Source organism: Sphingobium xenophagum NBRC 107872 (assembly GCF_000367345.1).
GTDB classification, from domain to species: Bacteria; Pseudomonadota; Alphaproteobacteria; order Sphingomonadales; family Sphingomonadaceae; genus Sphingobium; species Sphingobium xenophagum.
The window spans coordinates 1-26,997 of the sequence record NZ_BARE01000030.1 but is presented as its reverse complement, the minus strand read 5'-3'; the positions used below and the strand labels follow the sequence as shown (position 1 = coordinate 26,997).

Annotated in this window: 21 protein-coding genes, 1 tRNA gene and 1 pseudogene; 16 read left to right on the top strand and 7 right to left on the bottom strand. The window is 63.8% G+C overall.

Features of this window, described 5'->3' with window-relative positions; all coding sequences use genetic code 11:
• The first annotated feature begins 16 nt into the window (after positions 1–16).
• The 3 genes from ruvB to bla all read left to right on the top strand — a co-directional run bounded on the left by ruvB (position 17) and on the right by bla (position 3,809).
• Complete coding sequence (gene ruvB / locus SX1_RS13605) at positions 17–1,036, top strand: Holliday junction branch migration DNA helicase RuvB (protein ID WP_019053438.1); 1,020 nt, start codon at positions 17–19, stop codon at positions 1,034–1,036.
• 126 nt (positions 1,037–1,162) lie between these two features.
• Positions 1,163–2,905, top strand: a complete 1,743-nt coding sequence (locus tag SX1_RS13600; protein WP_019053437.1) for an AMP-dependent synthetase/ligase — start codon at positions 1,163–1,165, stop codon at positions 2,903–2,905.
• Positions 2,906–2,924: 19 nt separating this feature from the next.
• Positions 2,925–3,809 (top strand): subclass B3 metallo-beta-lactamase, encoded by an 885-nt coding sequence (bla, locus tag SX1_RS13595; protein ID WP_019053436.1) that lies wholly within the window; start codon positions 2,925–2,927, stop codon positions 3,807–3,809.
• Between the two features lie 10 nt (positions 3,810–3,819).
• On the opposite strand, the gene SX1_RS13590 is transcribed toward bla, so the two are convergent.
• From SX1_RS13590 to SX1_RS13580, 3 genes are read right to left on the bottom strand one after another with little or no spacing between them, the layout of a single operon-like run.
• Positions 3,820–4,221 (bottom strand): hypothetical protein, encoded by a 402-nt coding sequence (locus tag SX1_RS13590; protein ID WP_026002348.1) that lies wholly within the window; start codon positions 4,219–4,221, stop codon positions 3,820–3,822.
• Between the two features lie 53 nt (positions 4,222–4,274).
• Positions 4,275–4,997 (bottom strand): hydroxyacylglutathione hydrolase, encoded by a 723-nt coding sequence (gloB, locus tag SX1_RS13585; RefSeq protein WP_019053435.1) that lies wholly within the window; start codon positions 4,995–4,997, stop codon positions 4,275–4,277.
• Between the two features lie 5 nt (positions 4,998–5,002).
• Positions 5,003–5,437, bottom strand: coding sequence for a VOC family protein (locus SX1_RS13580; RefSeq protein WP_019053434.1), 435 nt, complete (start codon positions 5,435–5,437; stop codon positions 5,003–5,005).
• A 102-nt stretch (positions 5,438–5,539) separates the two neighbouring features.
• Between SX1_RS13580 and SX1_RS13575 the strand changes: the two genes are divergently transcribed.
• The gene (locus SX1_RS13575; protein ID WP_017182923.1) at positions 5,540–6,247 is read left to right on the top strand and encodes an SIMPL domain-containing protein; all 708 of its coding nucleotides are present in this window, start codon (positions 5,540–5,542) and stop codon (positions 6,245–6,247) included.
• A gap of 41 nt (positions 6,248–6,288) precedes the next feature.
• Here the strand turns inward: SX1_RS13575 and SX1_RS13570 are convergent, their stop codons facing one another.
• Together SX1_RS13570 and SX1_RS13565 are read right to left on the bottom strand one after the other, a co-directional pair.
• The gene (locus SX1_RS13570; protein ID WP_019053433.1) at positions 6,289–7,170 is read right to left on the bottom strand and encodes a tetratricopeptide repeat protein; all 882 of its coding nucleotides are present in this window, start codon (positions 7,168–7,170) and stop codon (positions 6,289–6,291) included.
• On the bottom strand, positions 7,170–7,925 hold the full coding sequence (locus SX1_RS13565; RefSeq protein ID WP_019053432.1) for an alpha/beta fold hydrolase: 756 nt from the start codon (positions 7,923–7,925) through the stop codon (positions 7,170–7,172). The genes SX1_RS13570 and SX1_RS13565 overlap by 1 nt, the downstream gene beginning before the upstream one ends.
• Before the next feature lie 130 nt (positions 7,926–8,055).
• Here SX1_RS13565 and SX1_RS13560 point away from each other — a divergent pair.
• The 6 genes and pseudogenes from SX1_RS13560 (at position 8,056) to SX1_RS13535 (ending at position 14,244) form a co-directional block, all read left to right on the top strand.
• A tRNA-Leu gene (locus SX1_RS13560) sits at positions 8,056–8,142 on the top strand.
• A 166-nt stretch (positions 8,143–8,308) separates the two neighbouring features.
• Positions 8,309–9,535 carry a tyrosine-type recombinase/integrase gene (locus tag SX1_RS13555; protein WP_019053431.1) on the top strand — a complete coding sequence of 409 codons (1,227 nt, stop codon included), beginning with the start codon at positions 8,309–8,311 and terminating at the stop codon, positions 9,533–9,535.
• 273 nt (positions 9,536–9,808) lie between these two features.
• Positions 9,809–10,630 (top strand): annotated as a pseudogene (locus SX1_RS13550) (strawberry notch-like NTP hydrolase domain-containing protein); the annotation flags it as partial.
• A 145-nt stretch (positions 10,631–10,775) separates the two neighbouring features.
• Complete coding sequence (locus tag SX1_RS13545) at positions 10,776–12,323, top strand: tyrosine-type recombinase/integrase (protein ID WP_026149763.1); 1,548 nt, start codon at positions 10,776–10,778, stop codon at positions 12,321–12,323.
• Positions 12,317–13,231 carry a tyrosine-type recombinase/integrase gene (locus SX1_RS13540; RefSeq protein ID WP_019053427.1) on the top strand — a complete coding sequence of 305 codons (915 nt, stop codon included), beginning with the start codon at positions 12,317–12,319 and terminating at the stop codon, positions 13,229–13,231. Before SX1_RS13545 ends, SX1_RS13540 begins: the two co-directional genes overlap by 7 nt.
• Complete coding sequence (locus tag SX1_RS13535) at positions 13,228–14,244, top strand: tyrosine-type recombinase/integrase (protein WP_019053426.1); 1,017 nt, start codon at positions 13,228–13,230, stop codon at positions 14,242–14,244. Before SX1_RS13540 ends, SX1_RS13535 begins: the two co-directional genes overlap by 4 nt.
• On the opposite strand, the gene SX1_RS22665 is transcribed toward SX1_RS13535, so the two are convergent.
• A complete protein-coding gene (locus SX1_RS22665; RefSeq protein WP_082737013.1) occupies positions 14,234–15,538 on the bottom strand; it encodes an Ivy family c-type lysozyme inhibitor in 1,305 nt (434 codons plus the stop codon). The two genes, SX1_RS13535 and SX1_RS22665, sit on opposite strands and share 11 nt — an antisense overlap.
• Positions 15,539–15,850: 312 nt before the next feature.
• On the opposite strand from SX1_RS22665, the gene SX1_RS13525 reads away from it, so the two are divergent.
• Genes SX1_RS13525 through SX1_RS13515 form a run of 3 tightly spaced genes read left to right on the top strand, consistent with a single transcriptional unit; the run spans position 15,851 to position 18,740 of the window.
• Entirely contained in the window at positions 15,851–17,542 is a 1,692-nt protein-coding gene (locus tag SX1_RS13525; RefSeq protein WP_255209764.1) for a strawberry notch C-terminal domain-containing protein, read from the top strand.
• A 53-nt stretch (positions 17,543–17,595) separates the two neighbouring features.
• A complete protein-coding gene (locus SX1_RS13520) occupies positions 17,596–18,009 on the top strand; it encodes an MbcA/ParS/Xre antitoxin family protein (protein WP_019053422.1) in 414 nt (137 codons plus the stop codon).
• Positions 18,006–18,740, top strand: coding sequence for an RES family NAD+ phosphorylase (locus SX1_RS13515; RefSeq protein WP_019053421.1), 735 nt, complete (start codon positions 18,006–18,008; stop codon positions 18,738–18,740). The genes SX1_RS13520 and SX1_RS13515 overlap by 4 nt, the downstream gene beginning before the upstream one ends.
• A gap of 66 nt (positions 18,741–18,806) precedes the next feature.
• On the opposite strand, the gene SX1_RS13510 is transcribed toward SX1_RS13515, so the two are convergent.
• Positions 18,807–19,319, bottom strand: coding sequence for a DUF6933 domain-containing protein (locus SX1_RS13510; RefSeq protein WP_019053420.1), 513 nt, complete (start codon positions 19,317–19,319; stop codon positions 18,807–18,809).
• A gap of 314 nt (positions 19,320–19,633) precedes the next feature.
• Between SX1_RS13510 and SX1_RS13505 the strand changes: the two genes are divergently transcribed.
• From SX1_RS13505 to SX1_RS13495, 3 genes are all read left to right on the top strand, one after another.
• The gene (locus tag SX1_RS13505) at positions 19,634–21,931 is read left to right on the top strand and encodes an ATP-binding protein (RefSeq protein ID WP_019053419.1); all 2,298 of its coding nucleotides are present in this window, start codon (positions 19,634–19,636) and stop codon (positions 21,929–21,931) included.
• 227 nt (positions 21,932–22,158) lie between these two features.
• A complete protein-coding gene (locus tag SX1_RS13500) occupies positions 22,159–23,406 on the top strand; it encodes a metallophosphoesterase family protein (protein ID WP_043145702.1) in 1,248 nt (415 codons plus the stop codon).
• Positions 23,407–26,865 carry an ATP-binding protein gene (locus SX1_RS13495; RefSeq protein WP_019053417.1) on the top strand — a complete coding sequence of 1,153 codons (3,459 nt, stop codon included), beginning with the start codon at positions 23,407–23,409 and terminating at the stop codon, positions 26,863–26,865. It begins immediately after the preceding gene.
• The last annotated feature ends 132 nt before the right edge of the window (positions 26,866–26,997 follow it).

Sequence of the window (26,997 nt, the reverse complement as noted above, 5' to 3'; positions counted from 1 at the left end):
TTGGTGAGGGTCGCCCATGACCGAAGACCGCCTGCTCGCCCCCACTCGCCGCGTCGAGGATGTCGACGCCGCGCTGCGCCCGAAATCGCTCGACGAATTTATCGGGCAGGAAGCCGCGCGCGGCAATCTGCGTGTCTTTATCGAGGCTGCGAAGTCGCGGGGCGAGGCGCTGGACCATGTGCTCTTCTTCGGCCCGCCCGGCCTTGGCAAGACCACGCTGGCACAGATCGTCGCCAAGGAAATGGGCGTGGGCTTTCGCGCCACGTCCGGCCCGGTCATCGCCAAGTCCGGCGATCTGGCTGCCCTGCTCACCAACCTCGACGAAGGCGACGTCCTGTTCGTGGACGAAATCCATCGCCTCAACCCGGCGGTGGAGGAAGTCCTCTACCCCGCGATGGAGGACCGCGCGCTCGACCTGATGATCGGCGAAGGCCCGTCCGCCCGATCGGTCCGCATCGACCTGCCGCCCTTCACCCTGGTCGGCGCGACCACGCGGCAGGGGTTGCTCACCACCCCCCTGCGCGATCGCTTCGGCATCCCGGTGCGCCTGCAATTCTACACCGTGCCCGAACTGGAACTGGTGGTGCGCCGCGCCGCCCGCTTGCTCGACCTTGCCATCACCCCCGACGGCGCTGTGGAGATTGCCCGCCGGTCGCGCGGCACCCCGCGCATCGCCGGGCGGTTGCTGCGCCGGGTGCGCGATTTCGCCAATGTCGCTGGCGTCCCCGCCGTCGATGCCAAGGTCGCCGACGCCTCGCTTCGGCGGCTGGATGTCGATGATCTGGGCCTTGACCTGATGGATCGCCGCTATCTGATGATGATCGCCGACATTTATCGGGGTGGCCCGGTGGGCGTCGAAACCCTTGCCGCCGGCCTGTCCGAAGCGCGCGACACGATCGAGGAAGTGATCGAGCCTTATCTCATCCAGCTTGGCCTCATCGCCCGTACCGCGCGTGGCCGTTGCCTCAACGGTCCGGGTTGGAAGCATCTGGGCCTCAACCCGCCGCAGGACGTCCAAAACGGGCTGTTCGACTGAGAAAAGCATGGCCGCTACGGCATGGCGGGGCTATAGCCATGGCCAAGATCAGGCGCGCGCCAGATGCGTCGGAACCGCAGGAGTCGAGCCTTGAGGGCCATCGAGACATTTCCCAACCTTGTCACCATGTTCTTCACGCGCGCCGCAGAGCGCGGCGACACCCCCTTTCTGTGGCGCAAGAGCGGCGGAACATGGCATCCGCTCAGCTGGAATGAGGTCGCCCGCCGGGTCGCCGCCCTGTCCACCGCGCTCAAATCCCTGGGCCTCAAGCCCGGCGACCCGGTCATGCTGGTCAGCGAGAATCGGCCCGAATTCTGCATCGCCGACCTGGCGATCATGGCGGCGGGCTGCATCACCGTGCCGACCTACACCACCAACACCACGCGCGATCACCAGCATATCCTGACCGACAGCGGCGCCCGCGCCGTCATCGTCTCGACCGCCAAGCTGGCTCAGGCGCTGATGCCTGCCGTCGTCCGCTCACAGGCCAGCTTCGTCATCGGTATGGAGCCGTTGCGCGGCGCACAGGGGCAGGCGACCTGCCATCTGTGGGACGATCTGATCGCCGCCCACCCCACCGACGTTGCCGCCTGCGCCGCCGCCCAGACCGCAACCCGTCACGATCAGGCCTGCATCATCTATACCAGCGGCACCGGCGGCGCGCCGCGCGGGGTGATGCAGCATCATGGCGCGATCCTGCTCAATGCCGAAGGCGCTGGCACCATCGTTGCGGAGGATTTCGGCTGGGGCGAGGAGACATTCCTCTCCTTCCTCCCCCTCTCCCATGCCTATGAACATAGCGGCGGGCAGTTCCTGCCCATGCTGCTGGGCGGGCAAATCTACTATGCGGAAGGGTTGGAAAAACTCGCCAGCAATATCGAGGAAACCCGGCCCACCATCATGGTCGTCGTCCCCCGCCTGTTCGAAGTGCTGCGCGCCCGCATCATCAAGTCGATCGAGAAGCAGGGCAAATTCCCGACCTGGCTGATGGCGCAGGCGCTGCGCATTGGCGCAAAGGAGCAGCAGGGCAAGGCCTCCGTCCTCGACCTGCCGCTAAAAGCCCTGCTTGCCCGCACGCTTCTTCCCAAGATCCGCGCCCGCTTCGGCGGCAGGCTCAAGGCGCTCGTGTCGGGCGGCGCGCCGCTCAACCCCGATGTCGGCCTGTTCTTCGATGCGATGGGCCTCACCCTGCTCCAGGGCTATGGCCAGACCGAAGCCGGTCCCGTGGTCAGCTGCAACCGGCCCAGCGCGGGCATCGCCATGGACACGGTCGGGCCACCACTCAAAGGGGTGGAGGTCAAGATCGCGGACGATGGCGAAATCCTCGTGCGCGGCGAACTGGTCATGCACGGCTATTGGCGCAACCCGGCCGAAACCGAAAAAGTGCTGAAGAATGGCTGGCTTCACACCGGAGATATTGGCGAATTCGATGCGAAGGGGCGCATTCGCATCACCGACCGCAAAAAAGACCTGATCGTCAATGACAAGGGCGACAATGTCTCTCCGCAAAAGATCGAAGGGATGCTGACGCTCCAGAATGAAATCGGTCAGGCGATGGTGCATGGCGACCGTCGCCCCTATCTGGTCGGCCTGATCGTGCCGGACGCCGAATGGACCCGCGAATGGGCGCAGGCCAATGGCGTCGTGCCTGCCGACGCGCAGGCCAATCCGGCCTATATGGCGGCGCTGCGCGCGGCAGTGGACCGGGTCAATGCCGACCTGTCTGTGATCGAACGGGTCCGCCGCTTCATCCTGGCCGACGAACCCTTCACCATCGACAATGAGGAAATGACCCCGTCGATGAAGATCCGCCGCCATGTCATCCGCAAACGCTATGCCGATCGGATGGACGCGCTGTACAAGGCATGAAGGATTGAAAGCTCTGCCTGTGCCGATCTTGGCCGCGATGGTCGCCAGCGCGCCATTGCACGCCGCAACGCCATCCGGCCCGGCCAGCATGGCCGAGCATCAGCGCCAGTGCGCGGGCAAGGATGGCTGGAGCGATCCCGCCCCGCCCGTCCGCATCTTCGCCAATGTCTATGACGTAGGCAGTTGCGGCATCACGGTACTGCTCATCACCGGGGCGAAGGGCCATATATTGATCGACGGGGCCACTGCGCAGGCTGTCCCTACCATCATCGCCAATATCGAGCGGCTGGGCGTTCGCCCCAGGGATGTTAAATATCTGCTCTCCACCCATGAGCATGTCGATCATGCCGGCGGGCTGCACGCCCTTCAGCAGCGCACCGGCGCCTCCCTGATCGCGTCGGCGGCCGCCCGGCCGATGCTGGAAAGCGGCACCCCCGCCCGCGACGATCCGCAACGCGGCGGCCTCGATGCCTTTACCGGCGCGCGCGTCGGGCGCATCGTCAGGGATGGGGAAGCCGTCACGCTGGGGCCGCTCCGCCTGACCGCCCATCTGACGCCGGGCCATTCGCCGGGCGGCACCAGCTGGTCATGGACCGCCTGCGCCGGAAAAAATTGCCGCAGGATCGTATATGCCGACAGTCTGAGCGCAGTATCGGCGGACGGGTATCGCTTTGCCGATCACCCCGCCCATGTCGCGCGCCTGCGCGCGACCATTGCCAAGGTCGCGGCGCTCCCCTGCGACCTGCTCATCACGCCACATCCGTCCGCCAGCGCTCTTTACGATCGCCTCGCGGGAACTGCCCCTTTGATCGATAGCAAGGCTTGCGCCCGCTACGCCGCTGCTGCGCGTTCGAATCTGGACAAAAGGCTCGCCCGCGAAGCGGCTGCCGTCAAACGACGATAAGGGCAGCCGCTCACTTGCCGGGCGTGCGATAGGGTATGAAATCCCCCAGTGCGCAACTGCCCGTCGTCATCCCCGACATCAAATTGGCGCTGGCGGCCAGATCGCCCCGGCACAATTGCGTCCCGAAAACGCGCACGATCAGCGTGTCACCAAAGGTCAGGCCGTTGCAACTGCCCATCAGCTCATTCTTGTAGATGAGCCGCTTGTTCACACGATAGAGCAGTACATTGTTGCTGATCACCGTCAGGTTGGTCTGCGGCTGTTGGTCGATGCAGCTGACCTTTTCGCCTGCAACCTTGCCGGCCAGCTCCTCTTCCAGCTTTGTCGCCTGCTTCTGGGTCAGGGGGGTGGGTTCGTAGCTACCGGTGCAGGCGGCCAGTAGCATGGGCGTCAGGCATATCCATGCACGCATCATGGCTCTCCTCTTTCTCTGCCCCCAAAGACGGCAACATAGCGCAGAATCCGTCAGGCCGCATCCTTCGCCGCACGCCGCTGCGCCAACTCATCAACGTTCCGTGCCCGCATGAAGATGTTGGTCGCCCGCTCCAGTCCGATCGTCGTCGGCACGGTCGCCTCGCCACGCACCCGCGCAGCCTCCACTTCTACCATCCGTGCAGCCAGCGCCGCATTGTCCGGTTCCACGCCCAGCGCGAAACGTCCGTTGGAGAGCGTATATTCATGCGCGCAATAAACGCGCGTCTCGTCGGGCAGGGCCGCCAGCCGCGCCATGTTCGCGAACATCTGCGCCGCTGTCCCCTCGAACAGGCGACCGCAGCCCATCGCGAACAGCGTATCGCCGACAAAGGCGATATGCTCGTCGGCCAAATGATAGGCGATATGCCCTGCGGTGTGGGCTGGCACTTCCATCACGGTCGCGACATGGGCCCCGATCCGCACCTCATCGCCTTCTCCCACCATCCGGTCGAGCGTGCCGATCTTGTCCGCCTCCGCCGCCGGGCCGGTAATCGTGCAACCCGTGGCCGCCTTGATCGCCGCATTGCCGCCGACATGATCGCCATGCCAGTGGGTGTTCCATATCTGTCCGATGGTCCAGCCGCGCGCCTGCGCCGCTGCCAGAACCGGATCAGCGACGGCAGGGTCGATCACCACCGTCTCGCCACTTGCTGCGTCATGCATCAGCCAGACATAATTGTCGCTCAGCACCGGAATGCGGACCACGTCCAGCATCGCGCTTACCATGTACCGACATTGGGCATCGACGCCCAGGGTTCGGCCGGGTCCAGCCGCCCGTCCTGCAACAGTTCGATCGAAATGCCGTCCGGCGATCGCACGAAAGCCATATGCCCGTCGCGCGGTGGCCGGTTGATCGTCACGCCCGCGTCCAGGAAACGCTGGCAGGTCTCGTATATATTCTCGACCCGATAGGCGAGATGGCCGAAATTGCGCCCGCCATCATAGCTTTCCGGCTGGCTACCGTCGGTCGGGGGCCAGTTATAGGTCAATTCAACCTGCGCCTCCTCATCGCCCGGCGCGGCGAGAAAGACCAATGTGAAGCGCCCCTGTTCGCTATCGAACCGCTTGACCTCTTTCAGACCCAGCAGGTCGAAAAAGGCGATGCTTTTGTCGATGTCGGTCACGCGGATCATGCTATGCAGATATTTGGGCAAGGGTCACTCCGTTCGTCGCCATAAAGCAACGTTTCATCTCAGTTCTGGCACGACAACCCTATAGATAAGGTCGCGCATCCCCCGAAGGAAGAGGAAAGCATTATGGCATTGGAATTGCGGGACAAGGTTTTGCTGGGCAGTGCCGCGTTGCTGGCGCTGGGCGTCATGAGCGGCGGCTATCTGCTGGGCGACGGGCTGAAACGGGCCAAGGCAGCGGACCGCTCTGTCACCGTGCGCGGCCTTGCCGAAAAGGATGTGACGGCGGACCTTGCCACCTGGTCGATCAGCTATTCGGCGACCGGCTTCGACCTGCCTACGGTGCGCGCCGAAATCGACAACAACACGCGCGAACTCAAAGCCTATTTTGCCAGTCTGGGCTTCAAGCCTGACGCCCTCACCCCGGTCGGCGCTGGCGTGAACCAGTATCTCAACAATGGCGTCAACAACATCACCATTACCCAGCGGATGCTGCTGCGCACCACCGACATCGCCCGCGCACAGCGCGCCGTCGCGCAACAGTTCGACCTGGTCCGCCGCGGCGTGACGCTGCAGGAAGGGTCGGGCATGCGCTACAGCTTCACCAAATTGAACGACCTCAAACCCCCGATGGTCGCCGCCGCCACCAAGGATGCGCGCAACGCTGCCGAACAATTCGCAAAGGACAGCGGCACCAGCGTCGGCGGCATCAAAAGCGCGACCCAGGGCTATTTCTCGATCGACGCACGCGACGGCGAAGGCGGCGACGGATCGAGCGATACGCCCTACAAAAAGGTCCGTGTCGTCACAACGGTTGATTTTTACCTTAAATAACAATAGCTTAGATATATATCGGTAAAAATCATTGCATATGTCTAGTTCAGTGTCGGTTTAACCGCGCCCGCGGCGGGCAATCGCGACAGATTGTCCGCCGCTGCCTTCCCCGCCGCTGTCGTCGGCGCCAGCCTGACCGCGCGCTGCCAGGCTGAGCGCGCGACATCGTCATGCTGTGTCAGCACCGCGATATTGCCTTCCTCCAGCGCCACCGACGCATCGTCAGGCGACAGTTGCACGGCACGGGCAATATGCGCCTGCGCCAAGGCCATCTCGCCCGACCGCCGCGCCAGTGTCGCCGACAGCAGCCAGCCGAGCGGGTCTCCTGGGGCCTGGCCGAGCGCCACATCCAGCGATTCCCGTGCCGCTGCCGTATCGCCCAGCGCCACCAGCGCCCGCGCCCGATCGAGATGCACTTCGCCTTTCTCAAGTCCATCCGGCAGCCCCCGCGCCAGCGCCGCATCGAAATCCTGCCGCGCCTTGGCCGGATCGCCACTGGCCAGCGCCGCATTGCCCGCCTGCGCCCACAGCCGCGCGCTCTGCGCCATTTCGGCGCTACGTTCCGCCTCCTCGGCAGCCTGCTCGAACGCGACGATCGCAGGGCCCCAGCGCTCGGCGCGGGCATAGGCAAAGCCCATGCAATGCCGCGCATAGAAACTGCCGCCGTCGATCCGCCACTTCTGGGCAAAGGCGACGCCTGCATCGGGCGCTTCGATCGCCTGATCCAGGCAGGCCTGAAAAGGCGCGGCATATTTGGCCGGAACCGGAATCCGTCCATCCTCCCGCGCCGCTGCTGGCTTGGGGGCCGCAGCAGTCGCAGCCGCCGCTGCTTCCTGCTTCTCCTTCCGGCTGCGGTTCATCACCGCCTCGATTTCCGGGTCATAGCCTTGCGCAAGGAACAGGAGCGGCAGGAAAAAGGGCATCAGAGACTATCCAGCAGGCTGGCGACGGTGCGGATCAGCAGGGCGATGTCGCTGTCGCGGGAAAGGCGGTGGTCGCCGTCCTTAACCAGCAGCGTCTGCACATCGGATGAACGCGCCTGCGCCGCAATCCGCAGGGCCGTTTCCCAGGGTACATCATCGTCGCACTGCCCGTGCAGCAACCGCACCGGGCAGCCGATGGCGATCGGTCCGCCCAACAGCCGCAACGCCTGCCCCGATTCCCAGAAGTCCCGCGTCGTCACATAGGGCTGGTCACTATAGGGCGTTGGCTCCTCGATCCGCCCCTCGGTCATCAGCAACGCCTTGTCCGCCTCGGTAAAGCCCCAGTCGGTAAAATCGGGCGCTGCGGCGATGCCCACAAATCCCGCCATCCGCTCTGGCCGCGTCAGCGCCACCAGCAATGCCAGCCAGCCGCCCATGGACGATCCCACCAGCACCATCGGCCCTTCGACCAGCGCATCGACCAGCAACAGCACATCGTCCCGCCAACTGGCCAGCGTGCCATCCTCGAACCGCCCGTCGCTGGCCCCGCACCCGGCATAGTCCAGCCGCAACATCGCGCGCCCGCTGCGCGCCGCCCAAGCGTCGAGCGCGATCGCCTTGCCCCCTTCCATGTCGGACATATATCCCGGCAAAAAGACGATCGTCGGCCCCGCGCCACCCCGCTGACGATAGGCAAGGCGCACCCCGTCAGGCCGGGTAAACAGGGCGGGCGGCACGAAATCGGCATGGGTCATGGCGGGGCATCCTGTCAGGCAAAGGGCTTGATCGCCCATAACCCGGCTTTTTGCCCAAGCCACAAAAATTATCCGCTTTCCTGCGTTGACAGCCCCAAGGCCAGCGGCTAGTTGCGCGCTCCTACCCCGTGCCCAGATGGCGGAATTGGTAGACGCACCAGCTTCAGGTGCTGGCGATCGCAAGGTCGTGGAGGTTCGAGTCCTCTTCTGGGCACCATTTGTTCTTCTCGGAACATCCCAAAAAGTGTATTAAACCCGCAGAAATCCAAGGGAATTGGCCCTTGGATCGTGCCGGATCGTCCCGCCTTTTCTCGGGGGTTCCGCACATTTTTGCGGGCCTTTTGCGGGCCTTTGCGAAAACCACATCGGGAAAAGGCCCGCACATGCCGCTGACCGAGACTCGGCTTCGAGCACTCAAGCCAAAGGACAAGCCTTACAAGGTTGCTGACGACCGCGGATTGTACATCGAGGTCTCCCCAGCCGGCGGCAAACTGTGGCGATTCCGCTACCGGATCGGCCCGGTCGAAAAGAAGCTGTCGATCGGTGCCTACCCCGAGATCAGCCTCAAGCAGGCAAGGCAGACAGCCTATGAGGCGCGGCACAAGATCGCTTCAGGCGGCGACCCGGCGATGGAGAAGCGTAAGCAGAAGATTCGCGCCGAATTCCTCTCCGCCCAGACCTTCGAGGCAGTGGCGCGGGAGTACATCGATCAGATGATGGTGCAGAGTGGCAGGGCAGATGCCACCATCGTGAAGGCCAACTTCTTTCTCGAGCAGCTGGTGGACGCGATTGGCAGCCGACCGATCGACGAGATCGAGCCGTTTGAAGTGCTCGCTCCTCTCAAGCGGCTCGAGGCCAAGGGTAAGCACGAGACTGCGAAGAAGACCCGGTCGTTTGCGAGCCGCGTATTCCGGTATGGCGTTGCCACCACGCGCTGCAAAGGCGACCCTACATCAATGCTTCGTGGGGCACTGATCACGCCAAAGGCAAAGCACTACGCCGCGATTCTCGAACCCAAGGAGCTTGGCGGGCTGCTACGAGCGATCCAGGACTACACTGGCAACTTCATCACCCGATATGCCCTTCTGATCGCTCCCCACGTCTTTGTCCGGCCTGGCGAGCTACGGCACGCCGAGTGGAAGGAGATCGACCTGGAAGAAGGTGTGTGGAGGATCCCTGAAGGCAAGATGAAGTCCCGGCGCCCTCATGCCGTGCCGCTTTCAAAGCAGGTAATTGGCTACCTGAAAGAGCTCGCCGAGATGGTCGGCACCCAAGGGTATGTGTTCCCCTCGGCCCGTGCGTCTGTTCGACCGATGAGCGAAAACACCTTGAATGCCGCCTTTCGCCGGATGGGCTTCACCAAGGATGAGGTCACCGCTCATGGGCTGCGGGCCACCGCATCCACTATGCTGAACGAAAGCGGCCTTTGGAACCCGGACGCGATCGAACGAGGATTGGCTCACGGTGATAGTAATGCAGTCCGTGGCGTTTACCACCGCGGCAAGCACTGGGAGGAACGTGTCCGCATGGCGCAGTGGTGGAGCGACCACCTCGATATGATCCGAGAGGGCGGTAAAGTCATCAATATGGCATTCTCGTCAGGCGGTTGACGAGGATTTTGGATGCCTGCTGCAACGGACCGGCAGTGGGACTTGTACGAACCCGCTGGCGCGGGAGTGGCGCTTGTTTTGAGGTCTGGCCAGTGATCGGCGGCCTGAGCGTAAGTTGAGGTCTGGGCGAAGTAGGCAGACGATCGCGGCTCCTTTCAACCAAGGAGTCGTACCATGACCACCGTTCTGTCCGATGCCCCCGCCACTTCGCTGCGTCAGCGCATGATCGAAGACATGAACATGCGCCGGTTCACGCGGAAGACCCAGTTCGACTATCCGACCCTGCGTTCGGGTCGAAACGACGCGACCCGCCTCGATCAGATCCTCGCCTGGGCCGGTGACGATTTCAACGGAGTGATCGTGTTCGACGAAGCGCACGCCATGGCCAACGCTGCCGGCGGGGAAGGATCGCGGGGCAAGGTCAAGGGATCGGAGCAAGGCATCGCCGGGGTGCGCCTGCAAAACCTCCTGCCCCGGGCAAGGGTGCTCTACGCCTCGGCAACCGGAGCGTCCGACGTCAACAACTTGGCCTATGCGACGCGCCTCGGACTCTGGGGCCCGGAGACCGCCTTTGCCAATCGCGAGGCCTTCGTTGCCGACATTCGCGATGGCGGAATTGCAGCAATGGAACTGGTCGCGCGGGATCTCAAATCACTCGGCATCTACACGGCCCGGGCCCTTTCGTTCGCCGGCGTCGAGTATGAAATCCTCGAGCATTGCCTGACCAAGGATCAGATCGCGGTCTACGATGCCTATGCCGAGGCTTGGGCGATCATCCACGCCAACCTGCGCGAAGCGCTTGAGGCCACTCGGATCGTCGACAGCGAGACCGGGGGGACGCTCAACTCCGGTGCCAAGTCCGCAGCGCTGTCGATCTTCGAGGGAACCAAGCAGCGCTTCTTCGCGCAGCTGCTTCTGTCGATGAAGCTCCCAAGCCTATTGCCCGCGATCGATGCGGCGATTGCCGATGGGCAGGCTGTTGTCGTCCAGCTGGTCTCGACGGCAGAAGCCATGCTCGACCGCCGGCTTGCCGACCTCTCGGACGAGGAACGCGAAGCGCTGGAGATCGACCTGTCCCCTCGGGAATATGTCTAATGTTGAGCTCAACATTACACATATTCTTTGCAGTCGCAGTTTATGTCGAGCGTGGTGGCGGGAGGCGCAGGTTTCCTTCGGTTTTCCATGATTTCACTCCAGATAATTACGGTTCCCTCGACCTCAACAAGTCGAAGGAACCAACATGCGATCAAGATCATCATTGCCGTTTCGAGCGGCCCCGCTCCGGGTCGAAGACCCGCCCAGTCACGGCACCCTTCTCACCACATTCCTCTCCTCTCAGTCGCTCGACGAGAAGTCAGGCTGTGCGGTTCTGTATGGCGCGGCGGTCCGCCATTTCCTGCATTGGCTGGGCCTGCATAGGATCGCCATCCGCACGATTGACGATCGGGCTGTCCGGCGGTTCGAAAAGCATGGGTGCCGGTGCCACCGGTATTCGGCGCAGCAAGCGCACTACAAGGCTGACCAAGCAGCAAGGGTCAGGCGCTTCGTCCGGTTCCTGGAAGATCAAGGCTACGTCGAAGTCGACGACGGGATCGACGATCTGCCACGGCACCTCGCCGACTATTCCGATGCGATCGATCGCCTGCAACTTGCCGAGGGACCGGCACAGGCCTATCGGTCCGAGGCCGAGCATTTCGTGGCCTGGCTTCGCATGGCGCGGCGCCAATGGATCGATATCGATGACACGATCATCGACCACTATGCAGCGCATGATTGCCGATGCCCGGTCTGGCGCAAGCGGGGCAAGTTGGTCGCAACGGGCACCAAGCGGCGGCGGCGATGCGCACGGCACTTCGTCGAGTTCCTGCGAGGCCGGGGCGCCATCCCATTGGTTGAACCGGTGGCGGACGATGACCCGCACATGTCGGCTTACTTGGCATGGCTCAAGCAACACCGCGGCGCCACGGACGAGACGATTCGGCGCTACCGGACCGATATCAGACGGCTCATGCCAATGCTGGGCGAGCCTTCGCAATGGGATGCCGCCGGACTCAGGAGCGCATTCCAACGACGAAGCAAGGAGACGCCGGGGTCGGCATCGCTGCTCGTCACGATAATGAGGAGCTACATCCGGTTTCTGGTCGTGCGTGGCGAGTGCCGGCCGGCATTGTTGCATGCAGTTCCATCAGTACAGCGCTACCGCCTTTCGACGCTGCCGCGCCACGTCGACCCGGCAACGATCGAGAGGATCATTGCGGCCTGTCCGACAGATCGTCCGGTGGAAGTCCGGGACAAGGCCATCATTCTCCTGCTCGCCAGGCTCGGCCTGCGGGCTGCCGATATTCAGAACATGCGTCTCGACGACATCGACTGGCGATCCGGCCACCTGACGGTCAAGGGCAAGACGCGTCGACCGGACCGCCTGCCATTGCCGCAGGATGTTGGCGACGCGATCCTGGCATATCTTGCGGCAGCCCGCCCGAAGGCCGCCGAAGAGCATCTGTTCCTGCGTGCACAAGCACCGTTTCGGCCATTCCGCTCGTCCGCTGAGATAGCGGGCATCGTCGCTCGTACGCGCGACCGCGGTGGGATCGAAGGAGTGCCGACCGGGTCGCACATATTCCGGCATTCGCTTGCCACCAACCTGCTGCGCGCGGGCGCAGGCCTGGAGTCCGTCGGGACCATCCTGCGTCACAGCTCGCCCGAGACCACTGCCATCTACGCCAAGGTCGATCTGCCGATGCTCATGAAGATCGCGCAGCCCTGGCCGGGAGAACAGTCATGCTGAACATCCACATTTCCAGATACGTGGCGCTGCATCGCAGCCTCGGGCTGAAGTTCTCTGAACAGGAACGCATGCTGCGCCTGTACGCCGCCTACGCCGGGGGTTTCGGCGATCGGCACACTCAGGTCCAGCGCATCTACGACTGGTGCCATACGTCGAGCTCACAATATGTGGCCCGCCGGAGGTTCGACACCGCACGTAACTTCAGCCTTTTCGCTCACGCCGAAGATTCAGGCCACGAAGTTCCGCCTGCCGGCGTCTTCGGTCGGGGCAAGCGGCCACGCCCGACGCCGACCATCATTGAGCCGGACCAGGTGCGGGCGATCATGACTGCTGCATTGGACGTTCCACCCCAAGGCACGATCAGCCCACACACGTACCATTACCTGTTCGGGCTGCTGGCGGCGACAGGTCTCCGGATTTCCGAGGCCCTCGCATTACAATGCAAAGATCTGGTCGAGGATGGCCTGATCGTCCGCAACGGCAAGTTTGGCAAGCAGCGGCTGATTGCCTTGCAGCCATCGACGCGCCAAGCACTCGAAGCCTATCTCGCCCTCCGCGAGAAGCACGCGGCCAGGGGCAACGACCTGTTCGTCACTATCCGGGGACGGGCACCGCACAAGGTGCGCGCCCACGTCGTGTTCGTCAGATTGGCCCGGCAGCTCGGATATCGTGGACCAACCGGTACGGCGGGCATGCGACTCCACGATCTGCGGCACACCTTCGCTGTCCGTTCCCTTGAGTCCTGCCCACCTGACAGGGAGGCCATCGCTCACCACATGGCCGGTCTCAGTGTCTATCTGGGGCACGCGTCGGTCGCCAACACGTACTGGTATCTCGAGGCCACTCCGGTGCTGCTGCGCGACATTGCGGCTGCGAGCGAGCAGCTTTACCGGGGAGAGGCGGCATGACGGCGCTCGCTCCGCATCTCTCGGCATACCTGCGTGAGCATCTGCCACGCGAACGTGCTGTCAGCCCGCACACAGTGAAGACTTATGCCAACTGCTTCGTCCTCCTCGTTCAGTTCGCTGCCGATCGGCTGAAGCGTCGGCCGACCGATCTTGAGATCGAGGATCTCGGCCCCGACATGATCATGGCTTTCCTGGACCATGTCGAGACCGGGCGCGGCAGCTGTGTGCGGACCCGCAATGGCAGGCTCGCCGCGATCCGGTCCTTCTTCCGGTACATCGAGTATCGGATTCCGGCCTGCCTGGATCTGGCCCTCCGCGTCAGATCGATCCCGACCAAGAAGACCGACAAGGCGCTGATCGACTACCTCGACCGGGCCGAGATCAAGGCTTTGCTCGATGCCCCGGATCCCCGGACACGCCTTGGCACCCGCGATCGCGCGATGCTGCATCTGGCCTATGCCGGCGGGCTGAGAGTGTCGGAACTCGTAACGCTGCAGCTGCGCGATTTCCCGGACCGCTCCCTGTCCACCGTGCACATCATGGGCAAGGGTCGGCGTGAACGGGTCCTGCCGCTCTGGAAAGAGACCCAGTTCGTATTGCGCGCGTGGCTTGCGATACGGCCCGACGCGCAAGCTGCCGAGATATTCCTCAATGCCAACGGGCAGCCCATGACCCGCGACGGATTTGCGTTCCGTTTGGCCGAGCACGTCAAGACCGCGGCAACGAAGCAGCCGTCGATCCTTGGCAAGCGGGTTACGCCGCACGTGCTGCGGCATTCCTGTGCGATGCACACGCTCGCGGCGACCGGGGACATTCGCAAGGTTGCATTGTGGCTCGGCCACGCCAGCATCCAGAGCACCGAGACCTATTTGCGCGCCGATCCCGAGGAGAAGCTGCAAATCCTCGCGGCTCACGGCGCACCCGCCATCAGGCCCGGGCGCTTCAAGCCGCAAAGCGACGATCTACTATCAATGCTTCAGGAAATACGTGCAGGAGGTCATGTCAAAATTTGACACAGGTCCGCATCGCAGTTCGAAGCGCCAGTGGCGCTCCCGCCAACAAAGCTTCGCCTTCGAGGCGGCCGTTGATGCGTAGCATAACCGAACCGTTTTGACGGAGAAGCATCGGAATGAGTTGGGAACCAGTGAGGTTGGCCTGCCAAAACGTGCTCTGAGCGTTCGCGCGGCCGGTCGGAATGTCAATTAATCGACCAGCAAAATTCCATGTAACCGTAACGCGCGGCACCGTCGCGGGCTTGTTAAGGAGCATGGCCATCATGGGGCGGTTGCCTTCACAAAACAGGCTAAACGACTTGATGTTTGGCGAAGCAGCTACATCGACATAGGCCATTGGGGCGCGACCTTGGACCGGCACGACCTCCCAAGCAGTCCCAGGCAGCGGCACTGCGTCCTCAGGTGGGCTGTCCATAAGCAGGCGAGCAATGTCCTGGGGCACGGGCAAGCGGCCTCCTTGAGGCGCATAGACCGTCAACTTTCCCTTTTCCCAAAGGCCAATTTGAACAGCACGGCGATTTGCATCAAGCAAAACATAGGCTTGCTCTACACCGCCTTGATGCGGCGCATTTCCCGTAACCCAATAGAGAGATCCTTGTCGTTGGAGACCGGATATCGCCGAAAGATTGCTGGCCAGCAGGTCTATTTTGCGGCCCAAACGCGAACGTATCGCGTCAGCTATCGGACCACTTGTCAAAAGATCTATTCCGTTGGGATCGGAATCACTTTGGAATTTTCCTATGGAACTCGCAAGATTGGTCCAGGCTAGCGGCGTCGGTTTTCCCAAGACTGGCCTTGCTTGCAGAGGTGCTTTTGAAGCAGCAGATGCCGGCCCAGACCCCTTGCACAAGAGCAGTGGGGATTGCGACACGAGCGCTGACTTGAACGGATCCAGGCGCTGTCCAGGCGCGACGTCTGCTTCAAGGCGGACTACGCCTCGCTTTTCGTCGTCATTGACCGTCAAGATCACGCGTCCGAAATCGTTGGCATTGACAGGAAAAGGAAAAAAGACCGCGCTAACGCCTTCATAGGTCGGGCCAAGAAACGAAGCCGCGTACTCAAACCGGGTGCTTTTTACAGTCTGACCAGACGCTTTGAAAGTAAAGCCGGTTTCGTTGATCTCAAGGCTCGCCCCTCGAGAGCAATCGCCACGCGGCGCATACGAGCCATAGCTTCCTTCGAGATCCATGCCTTTTAATGACGTCAATGTCACTGCGCCTGCGACGCCGGGCAAGCCCAGAAAAATCCCTGCGAGAAAAACGATAATGGGGCGCTTGGGCAGTTTGTTCGGCATGGCAGATCTCCATGGCGGACAGCCTTGCATCGGGACCTCGATTGAAAGCGACGAACGACTGCCTCGGGGATTTTCTACAACCTGCACCATTCCAGCGGTGCCGACAATCCTAACGGCCCCAGCATTCAACCTTGTCAGGCAATTATCTGGAGTGAAATCATGGAAAACCGAAGGAAACCTGCGCCTCCCGCCGCCACGCTCGACATAAACTGCGACTGCAAAGAATATGTGATCGACTATCTCGCCAGGAGCTTTCCTGTTCGCCTGATGGCAGTGTTCACCGACGAAAACGGTAATCCTCGCTCCGAGCCGATGAGTGATGAGCAAGGCGCACCGGTGCTCTGCCGCTCCGCACTTGCCGCGCGCGACCGGATGATTGAGCAGCTCTGCGCCTTGCCGCCCATCGCCACTGCACTTGATGCCATCATCGAACGCTTCGGCGTTGATCAGGTGGCGGAAGTCACTGGCCGGACGCGTCGGCTGATCGTCGGCCGCGATGGTCGTCAGCAACTCCAATCCCGCTCGCCACGCGCCAACGTCGCGGAAACTCAGGCCTTCATGGATGGAGAGAAGCGGATCCTGGTCTTTTCCGACGCCGGGGGAACGGGGCGCAGCTACCATGCTGATCTTGCCGCCAGGAACCAGGCCCGCCGCGTCCACTTCCTGCTCGAGCCGGGCTGGCGAGCTGACGCCGCGATCCAGGGGCTTGGCCGGACCAATCGCACCAACCAGGCATCAGCCCCGCTGTTCAGGCCCGTGACGACCGATGTGCGTGGCGAGCGCCGGTTCATCTCAACGATCGCGCGGCGTCTGGACAGTCTTGGCGCTCTGACGCGCGGGCAGCGCCAGACTGGCGGCCAGAACCTGTTCGATCCGGCCGACAATCTCGAAAGCATCTATGCCAAGGAGGCGCTCCATCGCTGGTTCGGCCTGTTGTTCACGGGAAAGCTCGAAGCGGTAAGCCTCGGACGTTTTCAGGAGCTGACGGGCCTTCGGATCGAAGCACCCGACGGTTCAATGGTCGATGACCTGCCGTCGATCCAGCGTTGGCTCAATCGCATCCTTGCACTTCCTATCGCCCTGCAGAACGCCATCTTCGACGAGTTCATGGGTCTGGTCGAAGCGCGCATCGATGCCGCCCGGCAGGCCGGCACAATCGATCTCGGCCTCGAGACGATCGCAGTCGAGGACTTCGCGGTCCTGTCGGACACGTTGCTGCGCACCGATCCGGCATCGGGCGCGACCACCCATCTGCTGGAACTGGAAATTGCCCGAGCCCTGAAGCCGCTCACGCTGAAGCGGCTCGAGGAGCTTCACGGCCTTAATGGCCAGCGACAGCGGCCGGTTCGGAACGCCCGCTCAAGTCGGGTCGCCTTGCTGGTGCCCGCCCGAAGCATCCTTGCCGATGACGGTACGCGCGTGGCCCGCTTCGAATTACTGCGCCCGCTGAAGCGCAGCCATATCACCGAGGATCAGCTCACTGAGAGCAGCTGGGAGGATATCTCCATCGACGCTTTTCGCGAAGCCTGGGCAGCCGAGGTCGAGGAAGCGCGGACTAGCCACAAGCGCGAGCGCCTCTATCTTGCGACGGGCCTCCTACTGCCGGTCTGGGACAAGCTCCCTTCGGATTTCGTGAGGGTCAGTCGTATCTCGGCGGCGGATGGCCGCTCGCTCCTCGGCCGGGAGGTTCCTGTCCATTGTGTTCCGGAACTGTGCCGGGCGCTGGGTCTGGAACGCGAGCAATCGCTCTCCGCCGAAGACATCGTCCAGACCGTCTTGGCGACTGGCCGAGCCATGGAGTTCACCGGCCGTGAGCAGCTAATGGTCAAGCGCAGCCTGGTCAATGGCTCACAGCGAATTGAGCTGGCCGGATGGAGTGCGGCTCGCCTCGATTGGTACAAGGCTCAAGGCTGCTTTACGGAGGTCATCCTTTACCAGACGCGCCTCTTCGTGCCGATCGAGGGCGCAGCGGGCGTGATCGCTAGATTGGTATCATCTGCGTAATCCATTGCCAAATGGCATTATCAAGGATATATGATGCCATACGGAGAAATGCCATGCTGGCTCTGCAACCCGTTGACACTGCTGTTACCGCCTTCCGGCCCGATCCGATTACCCAGGACGAGGCAGCTGCCATGTTCCGGGCAGTCCTCAATCTGTTCGGCAAATGGGAACTGACCGACGAGCAGGCAGCAACCCTGCTCGACATGCCGGTGCGTTCCTATCGGCGATGGAAAGCCGAAGGCCCCGGGCGCGTTTCGCGTGATGGGCGTGCGCGTCTCTCCAACCTCATGGGCATCCACAAGGCGCTTCGGATCATCTTCTCGGAGGCAACCCGTGGCTATTCCTGGATCAGGTTGGCCAACAATGCGTTCGGTGGAGCCAGTGCGCTCGACGTGATGCTCGGGGGCGAACTCACCGACATTATGCGGGTGCGTCGCTATCTCGACGCTGAGCGCGGTGGCTGGTGAGCGGAGCGGCAGATATCCCCGTTTCTCGAGTTGAGTGGAAGGGCGCTGTCAGGATCATCCGCAGCGCCTTTCCGCCAATCGATCTGTTCGAAGACATTGCTGATCCAGCCGACTGGCCGCTGCTGATCTCGGCAGAGCAGAAGACCAATCCCCGCATCATGGCGACGATTGGCAATCTTGACCTGGTTCCGGTCGACCGACGCGTCGGCGGAAACGGGGCATCCTACCTCATGGTGCCGTTCACCCACGTCAGCACCGACCGGCCAAGCCGCTTTACCGATGGCAGCTACGGCGTGCTCTACGTTGGCGATCGGTTCGAAACCGCACTGTTCGAGACGATCCACCACCATGCCCACTTCATGGCGCGAACCCGAGAGGCGCCGGGCTGGACCTCGCAATTCCGGGAAATTGTCATGTCAGTCGAAGCAGGCCTTCATGATCTCCGATCTCGAGCGGCGGAAACGGCTCCAGCGCTGGATCCTGACAGCTACGCTGCGTCTCAAGCTCTCGCTGCGGACCTGAGGGGGGCGGGATCCGATGGCATTGTATATCCGAGCATTCGGAACCTAGGCGGCGAATGCGTTGCCCTCTTCTTCCCTGACTGCGCGTCAAATCCTTTGCAGGGGCGCCACCTCGACTATCACTGGGATGGCCAGCGCGTTGACCTTGTCCGTGATGCCGGATCTGGGGCTGTTTTCCGCATCGTCGATTTGCCAATCGATCCCCCCTGATCGCATAAACCCCGTGCGGACGGTCGAGTGCTGCCTGACTGCTGCACTTAGTGAACGGTCAGCGGACTATGCCCGAGCACCAGCTCTCACGAGTTCATGAAGGGCTCTGTCCGGCGAAATCGCGCCCTTGTATAGCGGGCTACAAGGCGTCTCTGCTAGCTTGGCGGAAATCGCCAGGAGATCGTCATCATCGCCCTTTTCATAGGCATAGGCGGCCAGCCAGAATTCGGCCTGCTTAACGAACTCATTGAGGATGCCCACGACGCTCCGGTTCGCAGTTTTTGCGTATTGGACCTTGTCCATCCGCCAGACTTCTTGCGCGATGAATTCAGAAGGGACGCCGTGCGCCTTCAGAACCAGCGCCAATTGCGCAGGGAATCTTCGAGCGAGCGTGGCCGCTGGGGCCAGTGGCATAAGCACGGGAAGCAGCGTGCGCTCAGAAACCAGCAAAGCGACTTGCGGCTTCCAGAACATCACCGTGGCATACCAATTGCCCAGGGCGGTGTCGCTTTGTCCTGGCTCAGCGATCTCGGGTTTGATCCGATCTAGCAGTTTCTTGGTGCAGTGGAGGTGGAGCATTGCGGCCAAGGATAGTGTTCGCTGCTCAGCGAGTCCATTGACGCTACCTGCCACGCTGTCGGAATGGCGATCGTCGACCAGACTCGGTCGCCCGATTAGCCACCGCCAACGTCTTTTCCTGACAAGAAGCTGCCGTTTGGCTCCCCCGAAGCGGATGGTCAGCAGGGTGCCTCAAGTCGACCGTTCGCCAACGAAGCGGCAGTCAGTGCACCCCGTCTCGGGAAGCTTGCGGCCGGCGACGCGGACTCAACTGCAATCGGTCATACGGTCGCTTCGAGATTGACAATAATCGCGGCGGGGAATGAACTCCCGCAATGGGGATCCTCACGAACATCAAGTCGCTGCATGGCATGGGGATCTACGCCGATCGCGGCGCGCGTACCCCGTCTCTGAACTTTCGGCGTTACAACCTGATCTACGGGTTCAACGGCTCGGGAAAGAGCACGCTGTCGCGGATGTTCGCGAGCCTCGAATCGGGCGAACCGCACGCGAAGCTCCCACAGGGCGGCACGTTCGAGGTGACGTTGGACGACGGAAGGGCTTTCGGGTGCCCGATCAATCTTAAAGGGCTCGAGCAACGAATGCTCGTGTTCAATTCGGACTACATCGAGCAAAACCTTCAATGGGCCGCCGGGCGCGCGAGGCCGGTGTTCTACATCGGCGCGGACCAGGCGGAAGCCGCAGCCGAGCTGACGAGAATTGAAGGCGACATCCTCAAGGCAGAAGCGAAGATCGGGGAGGCGGCCACAACCGAGAGGGCTGCGGACAAGACCTTCGCCAGCTACAAGCGCGAACGCGCCAAGTCGGTCGCATCGCGCCTCCATCTGGGTAGCCGCAAGTACGAGGCGCCGGCGCTCGCCCGGGACTTCGACACGTGGAAGGATTATGATGGACCGAGGCTGACGGATGATGAGCTCAAGGCCGCGGAGGACACCCGCAGGCTCGACGAGCCGATGCCCCGCCTCGACCCGCTTTCGTTCGACAAGGCCACGATCGATACCGCCTACCGCTTCATCGCCGAGGTCTGCGGCCAGTCGCTCGCAACGGTGGCGCTCGAGGAGGTGCAGCGGCACCCTGACATGCTCCTCTGGCTGAAGCACGGCCACGAATACCACGCTACCCACGGGCTGGCCGACTGCCTTCTGTGCGGGCACGAGATCCCGGTGGAACGCCGCGCCTTGCTGGCGGCGGCGCTCGACGACAGGGTAGACCAGTTCGTAGCCCGCCTGAAAAGAACTGCCGAACGTCTCGACGGTCTCCTAGAGTCAATCAGCCAACTGGCCGCCCAGCTGCCAGCGGTTGACGACCTGGCCAGCGAACTGCGGCCCGGCTTCAGGGACCTGAGGCTGGATGCGTCAAAGAACGCGCGCCAGGTGGCGGAGCAGTTGCGCACGCTGCAAGGTGTGCTGTCCGCAAAGCTGGAGAGGCCCGCCTCTCCCGCGGACATGAAGGACGTCGCCGCCGAGGCGGATGTGCTCGCCACAGCCAAGAACCTGGCGGCTAGCGTCGCGAGCGTCAACGAAACGATCGCGGCGCACAACCAGGGAGTCGCCGACTTCGCGAAGCGGAAGGAGGATGCGGAGACGTCCATCCGCCGCCATTTCATCATCGACTGCCGCGAGGAATACGCCAAGAATGCGAAGGACGTCAGCGACGCCGCCGCCAGCCTGAAGGTCGAGACCGATGCGCTCGCGGCCCTACGGGACAAGGCAAGCGAGCTGCGCCAGCGCATCCGGACGCACGGCCCCGCGGCCGCCGTCATTAACAAGCTGATCGCAGCCTACCTTGGCCACGGCGAGCTGACCATTAATCCAGTCGACGAAGGCTATGAACTGCACCGCCATGGTACTCCGATCACCGGCGCGCCGAGCGAGGGCGAGAAGACAGCCATCGCGATCTCCTACTTCATCTCCTCCATCGAGGCGGACAACCGGAAACTCAAGGACGTCATCGTGGTGGTGGACGACCCGGTCTCGAGCCTCGACACCAAGGCGCTGAACTTTGCCTGCTCCCTCGTGAGGACGAGGCTCGAGAAGGCCGCGCAGGTCTTCGTCCTCACGCACAATCTCCAGTGCATGAACGAGTTTAGAAAGGCCTGGAAGGGCAAGGCACGGCCTCCGGCCGGCAAGGATCCGACCGCCACGTTTCTCTATATAGACGTCGCGATTCCTGAGGGAGAGCGCCGACGCTCATCCAAGATAGGCGAGATGTCGAAGCTGCTCCGCGAGTACGACTCGGAATACCACTTTCTCTTCAGCCATGTGCTGCGTTTCGTCGAGCAGCCCGACGCTTACGACGACCACGGCTACATGATGCCCAACGTGATCCGCCGTGTGCTCGACGTGTTCCTCGCCTTCAAGAGTCCGGGTGGCGGAGGACTGCCCGGCCAGCTCAACAAACTGTGCGCCGACTATCCGGATCTCGACAGGGAGAGGCTGGCGGCGCTTGAACGGCTCACCCAGGTCGAATCCCACTCCGACAACCTCGACGACCTGTTAACCTTCTCGACGATGACCCTTGAGGAAACGCGGGGAGCGGCCGCTGCGCTCTTCGCCATGATGGAACACGTCGACGGGAACCACCTAAAACGGCTGAAGGGCCTCTGCACCTGATACCTCCCGGCCGTCGAAAGCTTGGGGCATTCCGCCGGAGGGCGCCGAGGAATGATGGCAACACAGACTGAAGATCTGAGAGCTATCGACAACGTTTGCTCATAGGAGCGCGTGCAATGACGCCGAGTTGTCAGCATCAAAACTGTGCTGCATGTTGGCGCGCGCGATGTGATGATGAAGAATGCGCGGCCGACGCATGGGGGTGAGCCATTACAGACTTCCGTTTCCTGCATGCCGCCGACATTCACCTCGATAGCCCGCTGCGCGGCCTGTCGAGATACGAGGGACTTCCGGAAGAAGACATCCGAGGTGCGACACGGGCGGCATTCGACAACCTCATCCAGCGGGCCCTCGACGAGGAGGTCGACTTCGTGGTGATCGCCGGCGACCTGTTCGACGGTGACTGGAAGGACATGGGAACCGGCCTCTACTTCGCGCGGGCGATGGGTCGGCTCGCCCAGGCTGACGTCCCGGTCTTCCTTTTGTCCGGAAACCACGACGCGGAGTCGGTGCTAACGCGCAGCATCCCTTGGCCCGACAACGTCAAGCTGTTCGGGACGAGGCGCCCGGAGACTCATGTCCTGCCGGAGTTCGCCGTCGCGGTGCACGGCCAGAGCTTCGCAACGCCGGCCGTTACCGACAACCTCGTCCTCGCCTATCCCGACGTGGTCGAGCACCACTTCAACATTGGCGTGCTCCACACCGCGCTAGCCGGCCGCCAGGGCCATGCCGCGTACGCCCCGTGCAGCCTGGAGGACCTCAGGTCCAAGCACTACGACTACTGGGCGCTCGGTCACGTCCACGAGCACGAGGTCGTCTCAGAAGACCCATACGTCGTCTTCCCGGGTAACACTCAGGGACGCACGATCCGCGAGACCGGGCCTAAGGGCGCGGTGATAGTGACGGTGGAGGACGCCCAGATCGTCACCATCGAGCATGTCGAACTGGACGTACTCCGCTGGGCGCACGTCGAGGTCGACTGCACCGGGGCGACTACGGACGCGGTGGCCTCGCTCATGCGCGCATCGCTCCTCTCCACTTGGCAGGCCGATGCGGCAGGCCTGCCTCTCGTCGCACGCGTGTCGCTCACCGGCGAGACGGCGGACGTCGGCGCATTTCACGACGGCGTGTCATCGATCCGCGACGACGCGCGCGCGGTCGCCGCGTCGATATCGCCGGACCTGTTCATCGAAAGGGTGAAAGTGCTGGTCGGGCCGCCCGCGCAACCGCAGCAGATCCGGATTGGGGACGACTTGTCGTCCCTCATCGGACAAGCGGCTACCGACCCGGAGCTCGCCGCCCTCCTCGCCGAGGACCTCGCCCCGTTCATGCTCGCCACGCAGACCGCGATCGGCCAGTCGCCGGACGACGCCGACGACGAGGGCCTGCGGCGATCCGCGGGCGACGGGGACTGGACGGCGGTGCTCCAGACGGCGACACTCGCGCTGCGGTCGCGCCTAACTGGGGACGCGTAGGTGCGCTTCGTAAACCTGTCGCTCGAGCGCTACGGCCACTTTGAGGACTGCACGCTCTCGTTCCGCAACGGCCAACCGGACCTGCACGTCATCTACGGCGCGAACGAGGCCGGCAAGACCACGTCGCTCGCCGCGGTGTCGGATCTCTTGTTCGGCTTCCCAGTCCGATCGCCCTACAACTTCATGTACGACTACTCGCTACTGCGGGTCGGCGCCGTGCTTGAGGACGAGGGGGCCACGCTCGCCTGCCGCCGCAAGAAGGCCCCAAACGCCTCGCTCCTGGGTCCGGACGACCGGCCGATCGACGAGGGCGCGCTCCTCGCGATGCTCAGGGGACAGACGAGGGAGACCTTCGGCCTCTCGTTCAGCCTCGACCAGGAGGGCCTGAGGGCCGGCGGCAAGGCCATGGTCGAGGCCCGCAACGACCTTGGCCGGGCGCTGTTTGCGGCCGGCTCCGGCCTGACCGGAGTCTCGGACGAGCTGGCGCGGCTGGAGGAGGAAGCGGACGCCATCTGGGGTCCACGCGCGTCCAACAGACGCTCCTTCACCGTCGCCCAGCGCGAACTTGAGGCGGGCCTGCGTTCCATCCGCGACAGGTCGCTCCGACCGAGGATCTGGACCGACGCGAGGGCGGCGGTGGCGACCGCGCAGGCCGCGTTGGACGAGGCCCAACGTCGGCGCGACGAGCTGCTCGCCGAGATGAGCCGCGCGGAACGGATCCGCCGGATCGCGCCGTCGGCGCGCCTGCGGGCGGAACACCAGGCCGCCATCGAGGCACACGGTGCGACCATCGAGCTGGCTGCGCAGCGCGAGGAGGCCGCGGAAGCCGCGATGGCCGAGGCCGCGTCCGCGGGCCGCGCGAAGGCCGCCGCGGCGAAGCTGGCTGAGGAAGCGGCCGAGCGTGTGGACGCGCTTGTGGCGGACGAGGCAATAATGGCTCAGGCGGATCTCGTCGACGCGCTCGTGAGCGCCTCGGGGGCGGTCGCGAAGGCGAGCAGCGACATGGTCCGGCTCAGGACCGAGCACGCTACGCGGACGGGCCGGATCGAACGCCTACGGGAGGAGGCTGGCGCGCTGGCCGCCGATCCACCGTCACGGATCGCCAGCGCGAGGCTGCGCGAACTCGCGCTCTCGCACGTCGAGGACAGGTCGGCGCTCGCTCAAATCGCGCAGAGCGAGGAGGAGCTCGACGAGCGGCGGAGGGCGGCCTCGGGTATCCCGCGCAAGGCCGACGATGATCCGAATAGGGACCTGGGACCGGTCATCGCCGCCGTCGACGCCGCGCGCGCGCTCGGTGCCGACATCGACGCCCGCTGCCAGTCCCTGCGGAGGGCGGCCGACACAGCCTCGACGACCTTGGCACAGTCGCTTTCGCGGCTGGCGCCGTGGAGCGGCGGCGCCGCGACGCTCCTGGAGCTCCCCCGAATCGGACAGGCGGAGATCGATGAAGCGCGGACGGCGATGGCGAACCTCTCGGCCGAAGCCGAGCGGGAGACCACCGAGGCCGGCCGCGCCCGGGATGAAGCCGCGGCCCTATCCCTCCAAATGGAACAGCTCGCCTCCGGGAACGCGGTCTCCGCGGAGGAGATCCAGAGCGCGCGGACCGCCCGCAACGAACACTGGCGCCCGCTCCGCGACCACATCCTGGCCGAGGCGCCAGTCGCCGCGCCGCACGAAGCTGTCACCGTCTTCGAAGCCACCCTGGCAGAGGCGGACCAGCTCAGTGACCTGCGGTTCGCGGCGGCCGACGAGTCGAGCCGGCTCGCCGACATGCAGAACCGGGTCGTGAAGCTCATGCTTGATGCGGAGCAGGCGGAGCTCCGCGCGAAGGGCGCAGAGGAGCGCGTCGACACCAAACGAAGCGCCTGGCGGGAGAGGCTGGAGGCGGCGGGCCATGTCGAGATGGAGCCGACGCGCCTTGTCGCCTGGAACGCCGCGAGGGACGTCTCCGAGGCGGCGTACGCCGCATCCGTCGCGGCGATGGCGGAGGCCGGGGCGGCCGACGTCCGCCGGGCCAAGGTGCGACAGGCACTCGCATCATGTCTCCCCGAAGGCGCCACGCCGCCAGATGCCTACGAGATCGCGCCCATCCTGGCGATCGCCGAGCGACTGCGGGCCGACCTCGAGGCGGCCGAGCAGCAGAGACGGCTCGACGAGGCCGCCGCGGCGCGTATCGAGCAGGACGCCGACACACTCGGTCGACGCAGGAAGCGACTCGAGGACGCGGCGGCCGACCGTGAAGCCCAGTGGCGCCAGCAGCTCGAACAGACCGGCCTCGACCTCGAGCTCGGGAACGCGACCGCCGCGCTCGACATACTCGAGGAGTTGCGCGTCGAGATCGAGGCGCTATCGGACCTGCAGGGACGGCTCGACGGGATGGAAAGGGACGCGGCCGACCACGGCGCCAGGGTCCACGCGGCCGCCGACACCCTCGGCATCGCCGTGTCCGAAAATCCGGAGGAGCGGCTGACCGCGCTACGGAGCCGCCTGACCTCCGCGCGCGCCACGGCCAAAGTCATCGACGCACTGAAGGCCACAATGGGGGCCCGCAATGAAGAGGTGGCGGCCGAGGATGCGAGGTTAGCGGCGGCCATGGATTCCCTCAGGAGCCTGATGGAGGAGACGGGTTCGGAAGGCGTCGACGAGCTCGCGGCCGCCATCGCGCGATCTCGCGCGGTCAGAGCACTCCGGGGGGCGGTCGCGGATGCTGAGACGGCGATCACATCGGCAGGCGACGGCAAGGGTCTTGCGGAACTCCTCGGATCCCTCGACGGCGTCGATCCGGACGGCCTAGCGGCCAAGACGCAGACGCTCGCATCCCAACTGGCGGACTTAAACGCCGAGGTGGATGCCGCGGCGGGCCGGCTCGGCGATGCACGGAGGGCGTTCGCCAATCTCGAGCAGGAGGGAGAGAGCGCCATCGACGCTGCCACGGACGCGGGTCAGGCCCGCGCAGAGCTGGCGGTCCTTTCCGAGCAATACATCCTGAAGCGGGCCCAGGCGGTGACGCTGCGTTGGGCGATCGAGCGATATCGCGAGCAACACCAGGATCCGATGCTGCTCCGCGCCTCGGAGCTCTTCTCGATCCTGACGATCGGACGTTACGCGGCGCTGCGGATCGACAGCGACGCCGCCTCGCCGCGACTCCTAGGAGTCCGTAACGACGGCAGGACCGTCGTCGAAGTCGGCGCCATGAGCGAGGGAACCACCGACCAGCTGTTCCTCGCCTTGCGCCTAGCCGCCGTCGAGCAGTCTGTCGCAGCGGGCGTGCGCCTGCCGTTCCTAGCCGACGATCTCTTCGTCAACTTCGACGACGACCGGTCCGAAGCGGGTTTTCGAGTGCTGGCGGAGCTCGCTAGATCGACGCAGGTCCTCTTCTTCACCCACCATCCCCATCTAGCGTCGATCGCGCGATCGGTGGTTGGGGCCGACATCCACTCGGAGTGTACTCTGGGTTGAGACCGAGCCGCTAGGCTTCTTCCGGCGTTCAGGCCGAACCGGGCCGCCGCGCGGGCTCTTCGCTACACCAAGAATGGGCGGTTTTAGCGTTACCGGTCGTTCTCAGCGGCGATGGCGATCGGCAGTTTTGTC

What these genes read in the sequence shown, in the direction of transcription:
- SX1_RS13520 (WP_019053422.1), top strand. Translation starts at nt 17,596, where the DNA reads ATGCTGGCTCTGCAACCCGTTGACACTGCTGTTACCGCCTTCCGGCCC.
- SX1_RS13510 (WP_019053420.1), bottom strand. Translation starts at nt 19,319, where the DNA reads ATGCTCCACCTCCACTGCACCAAGAAACTGCTAGATCGGATCAAACCC.
- SX1_RS13590 (WP_026002348.1), bottom strand. Translation starts at nt 4,221, where the DNA reads ATGCGTGCATGGATATGCCTGACGCCCATGCTACTGGCCGCCTGCACC.
- SX1_RS13555 (WP_019053431.1), top strand. Translation starts at nt 8,309, where the DNA reads ATGCCGCTGACCGAGACTCGGCTTCGAGCACTCAAGCCAAAGGACAAG.
- SX1_RS13565 (WP_019053432.1), bottom strand. Translation starts at nt 7,925, where the DNA reads ATGACCCATGCCGATTTCGTGCCGCCCGCCCTGTTTACCCGGCCTGAC.
- SX1_RS13535 (WP_019053426.1), top strand. Translation starts at nt 13,228, where the DNA reads ATGACGGCGCTCGCTCCGCATCTCTCGGCATACCTGCGTGAGCATCTG.
- ruvB (WP_019053438.1), top strand. Translation starts at nt 17, where the DNA reads ATGACCGAAGACCGCCTGCTCGCCCCCACTCGCCGCGTCGAGGATGTC.
- SX1_RS13575 (WP_017182923.1), top strand. Translation starts at nt 5,540, where the DNA reads ATGGCATTGGAATTGCGGGACAAGGTTTTGCTGGGCAGTGCCGCGTTG.
- SX1_RS13505 (WP_019053419.1), top strand. Translation starts at nt 19,634, where the DNA reads ATGGGGATCCTCACGAACATCAAGTCGCTGCATGGCATGGGGATCTAC.
- SX1_RS13570 (WP_019053433.1), bottom strand. Translation starts at nt 7,170, where the DNA reads ATGCCCTTTTTCCTGCCGCTCCTGTTCCTTGCGCAAGGCTATGACCCG.
- gloB (WP_019053435.1), bottom strand. Translation starts at nt 4,997, where the DNA reads ATGCTGGACGTGGTCCGCATTCCGGTGCTGAGCGACAATTATGTCTGG.
- SX1_RS13600 (WP_019053437.1), top strand. Translation starts at nt 1,163, where the DNA reads ATGTTCTTCACGCGCGCCGCAGAGCGCGGCGACACCCCCTTTCTGTGG.
- SX1_RS22665 (WP_082737013.1), bottom strand. Translation starts at nt 15,538, where the DNA reads ATGCCGAACAAACTGCCCAAGCGCCCCATTATCGTTTTTCTCGCAGGG.
- SX1_RS13540 (WP_019053427.1), top strand. Translation starts at nt 12,317, where the DNA reads ATGCTGAACATCCACATTTCCAGATACGTGGCGCTGCATCGCAGCCTC.
- SX1_RS13545 (WP_026149763.1), top strand. Translation starts at nt 10,776, where the DNA reads ATGCGATCAAGATCATCATTGCCGTTTCGAGCGGCCCCGCTCCGGGTC.
- SX1_RS13525 (WP_255209764.1), top strand. Translation starts at nt 15,851, where the DNA reads ATGAGTGATGAGCAAGGCGCACCGGTGCTCTGCCGCTCCGCACTTGCC.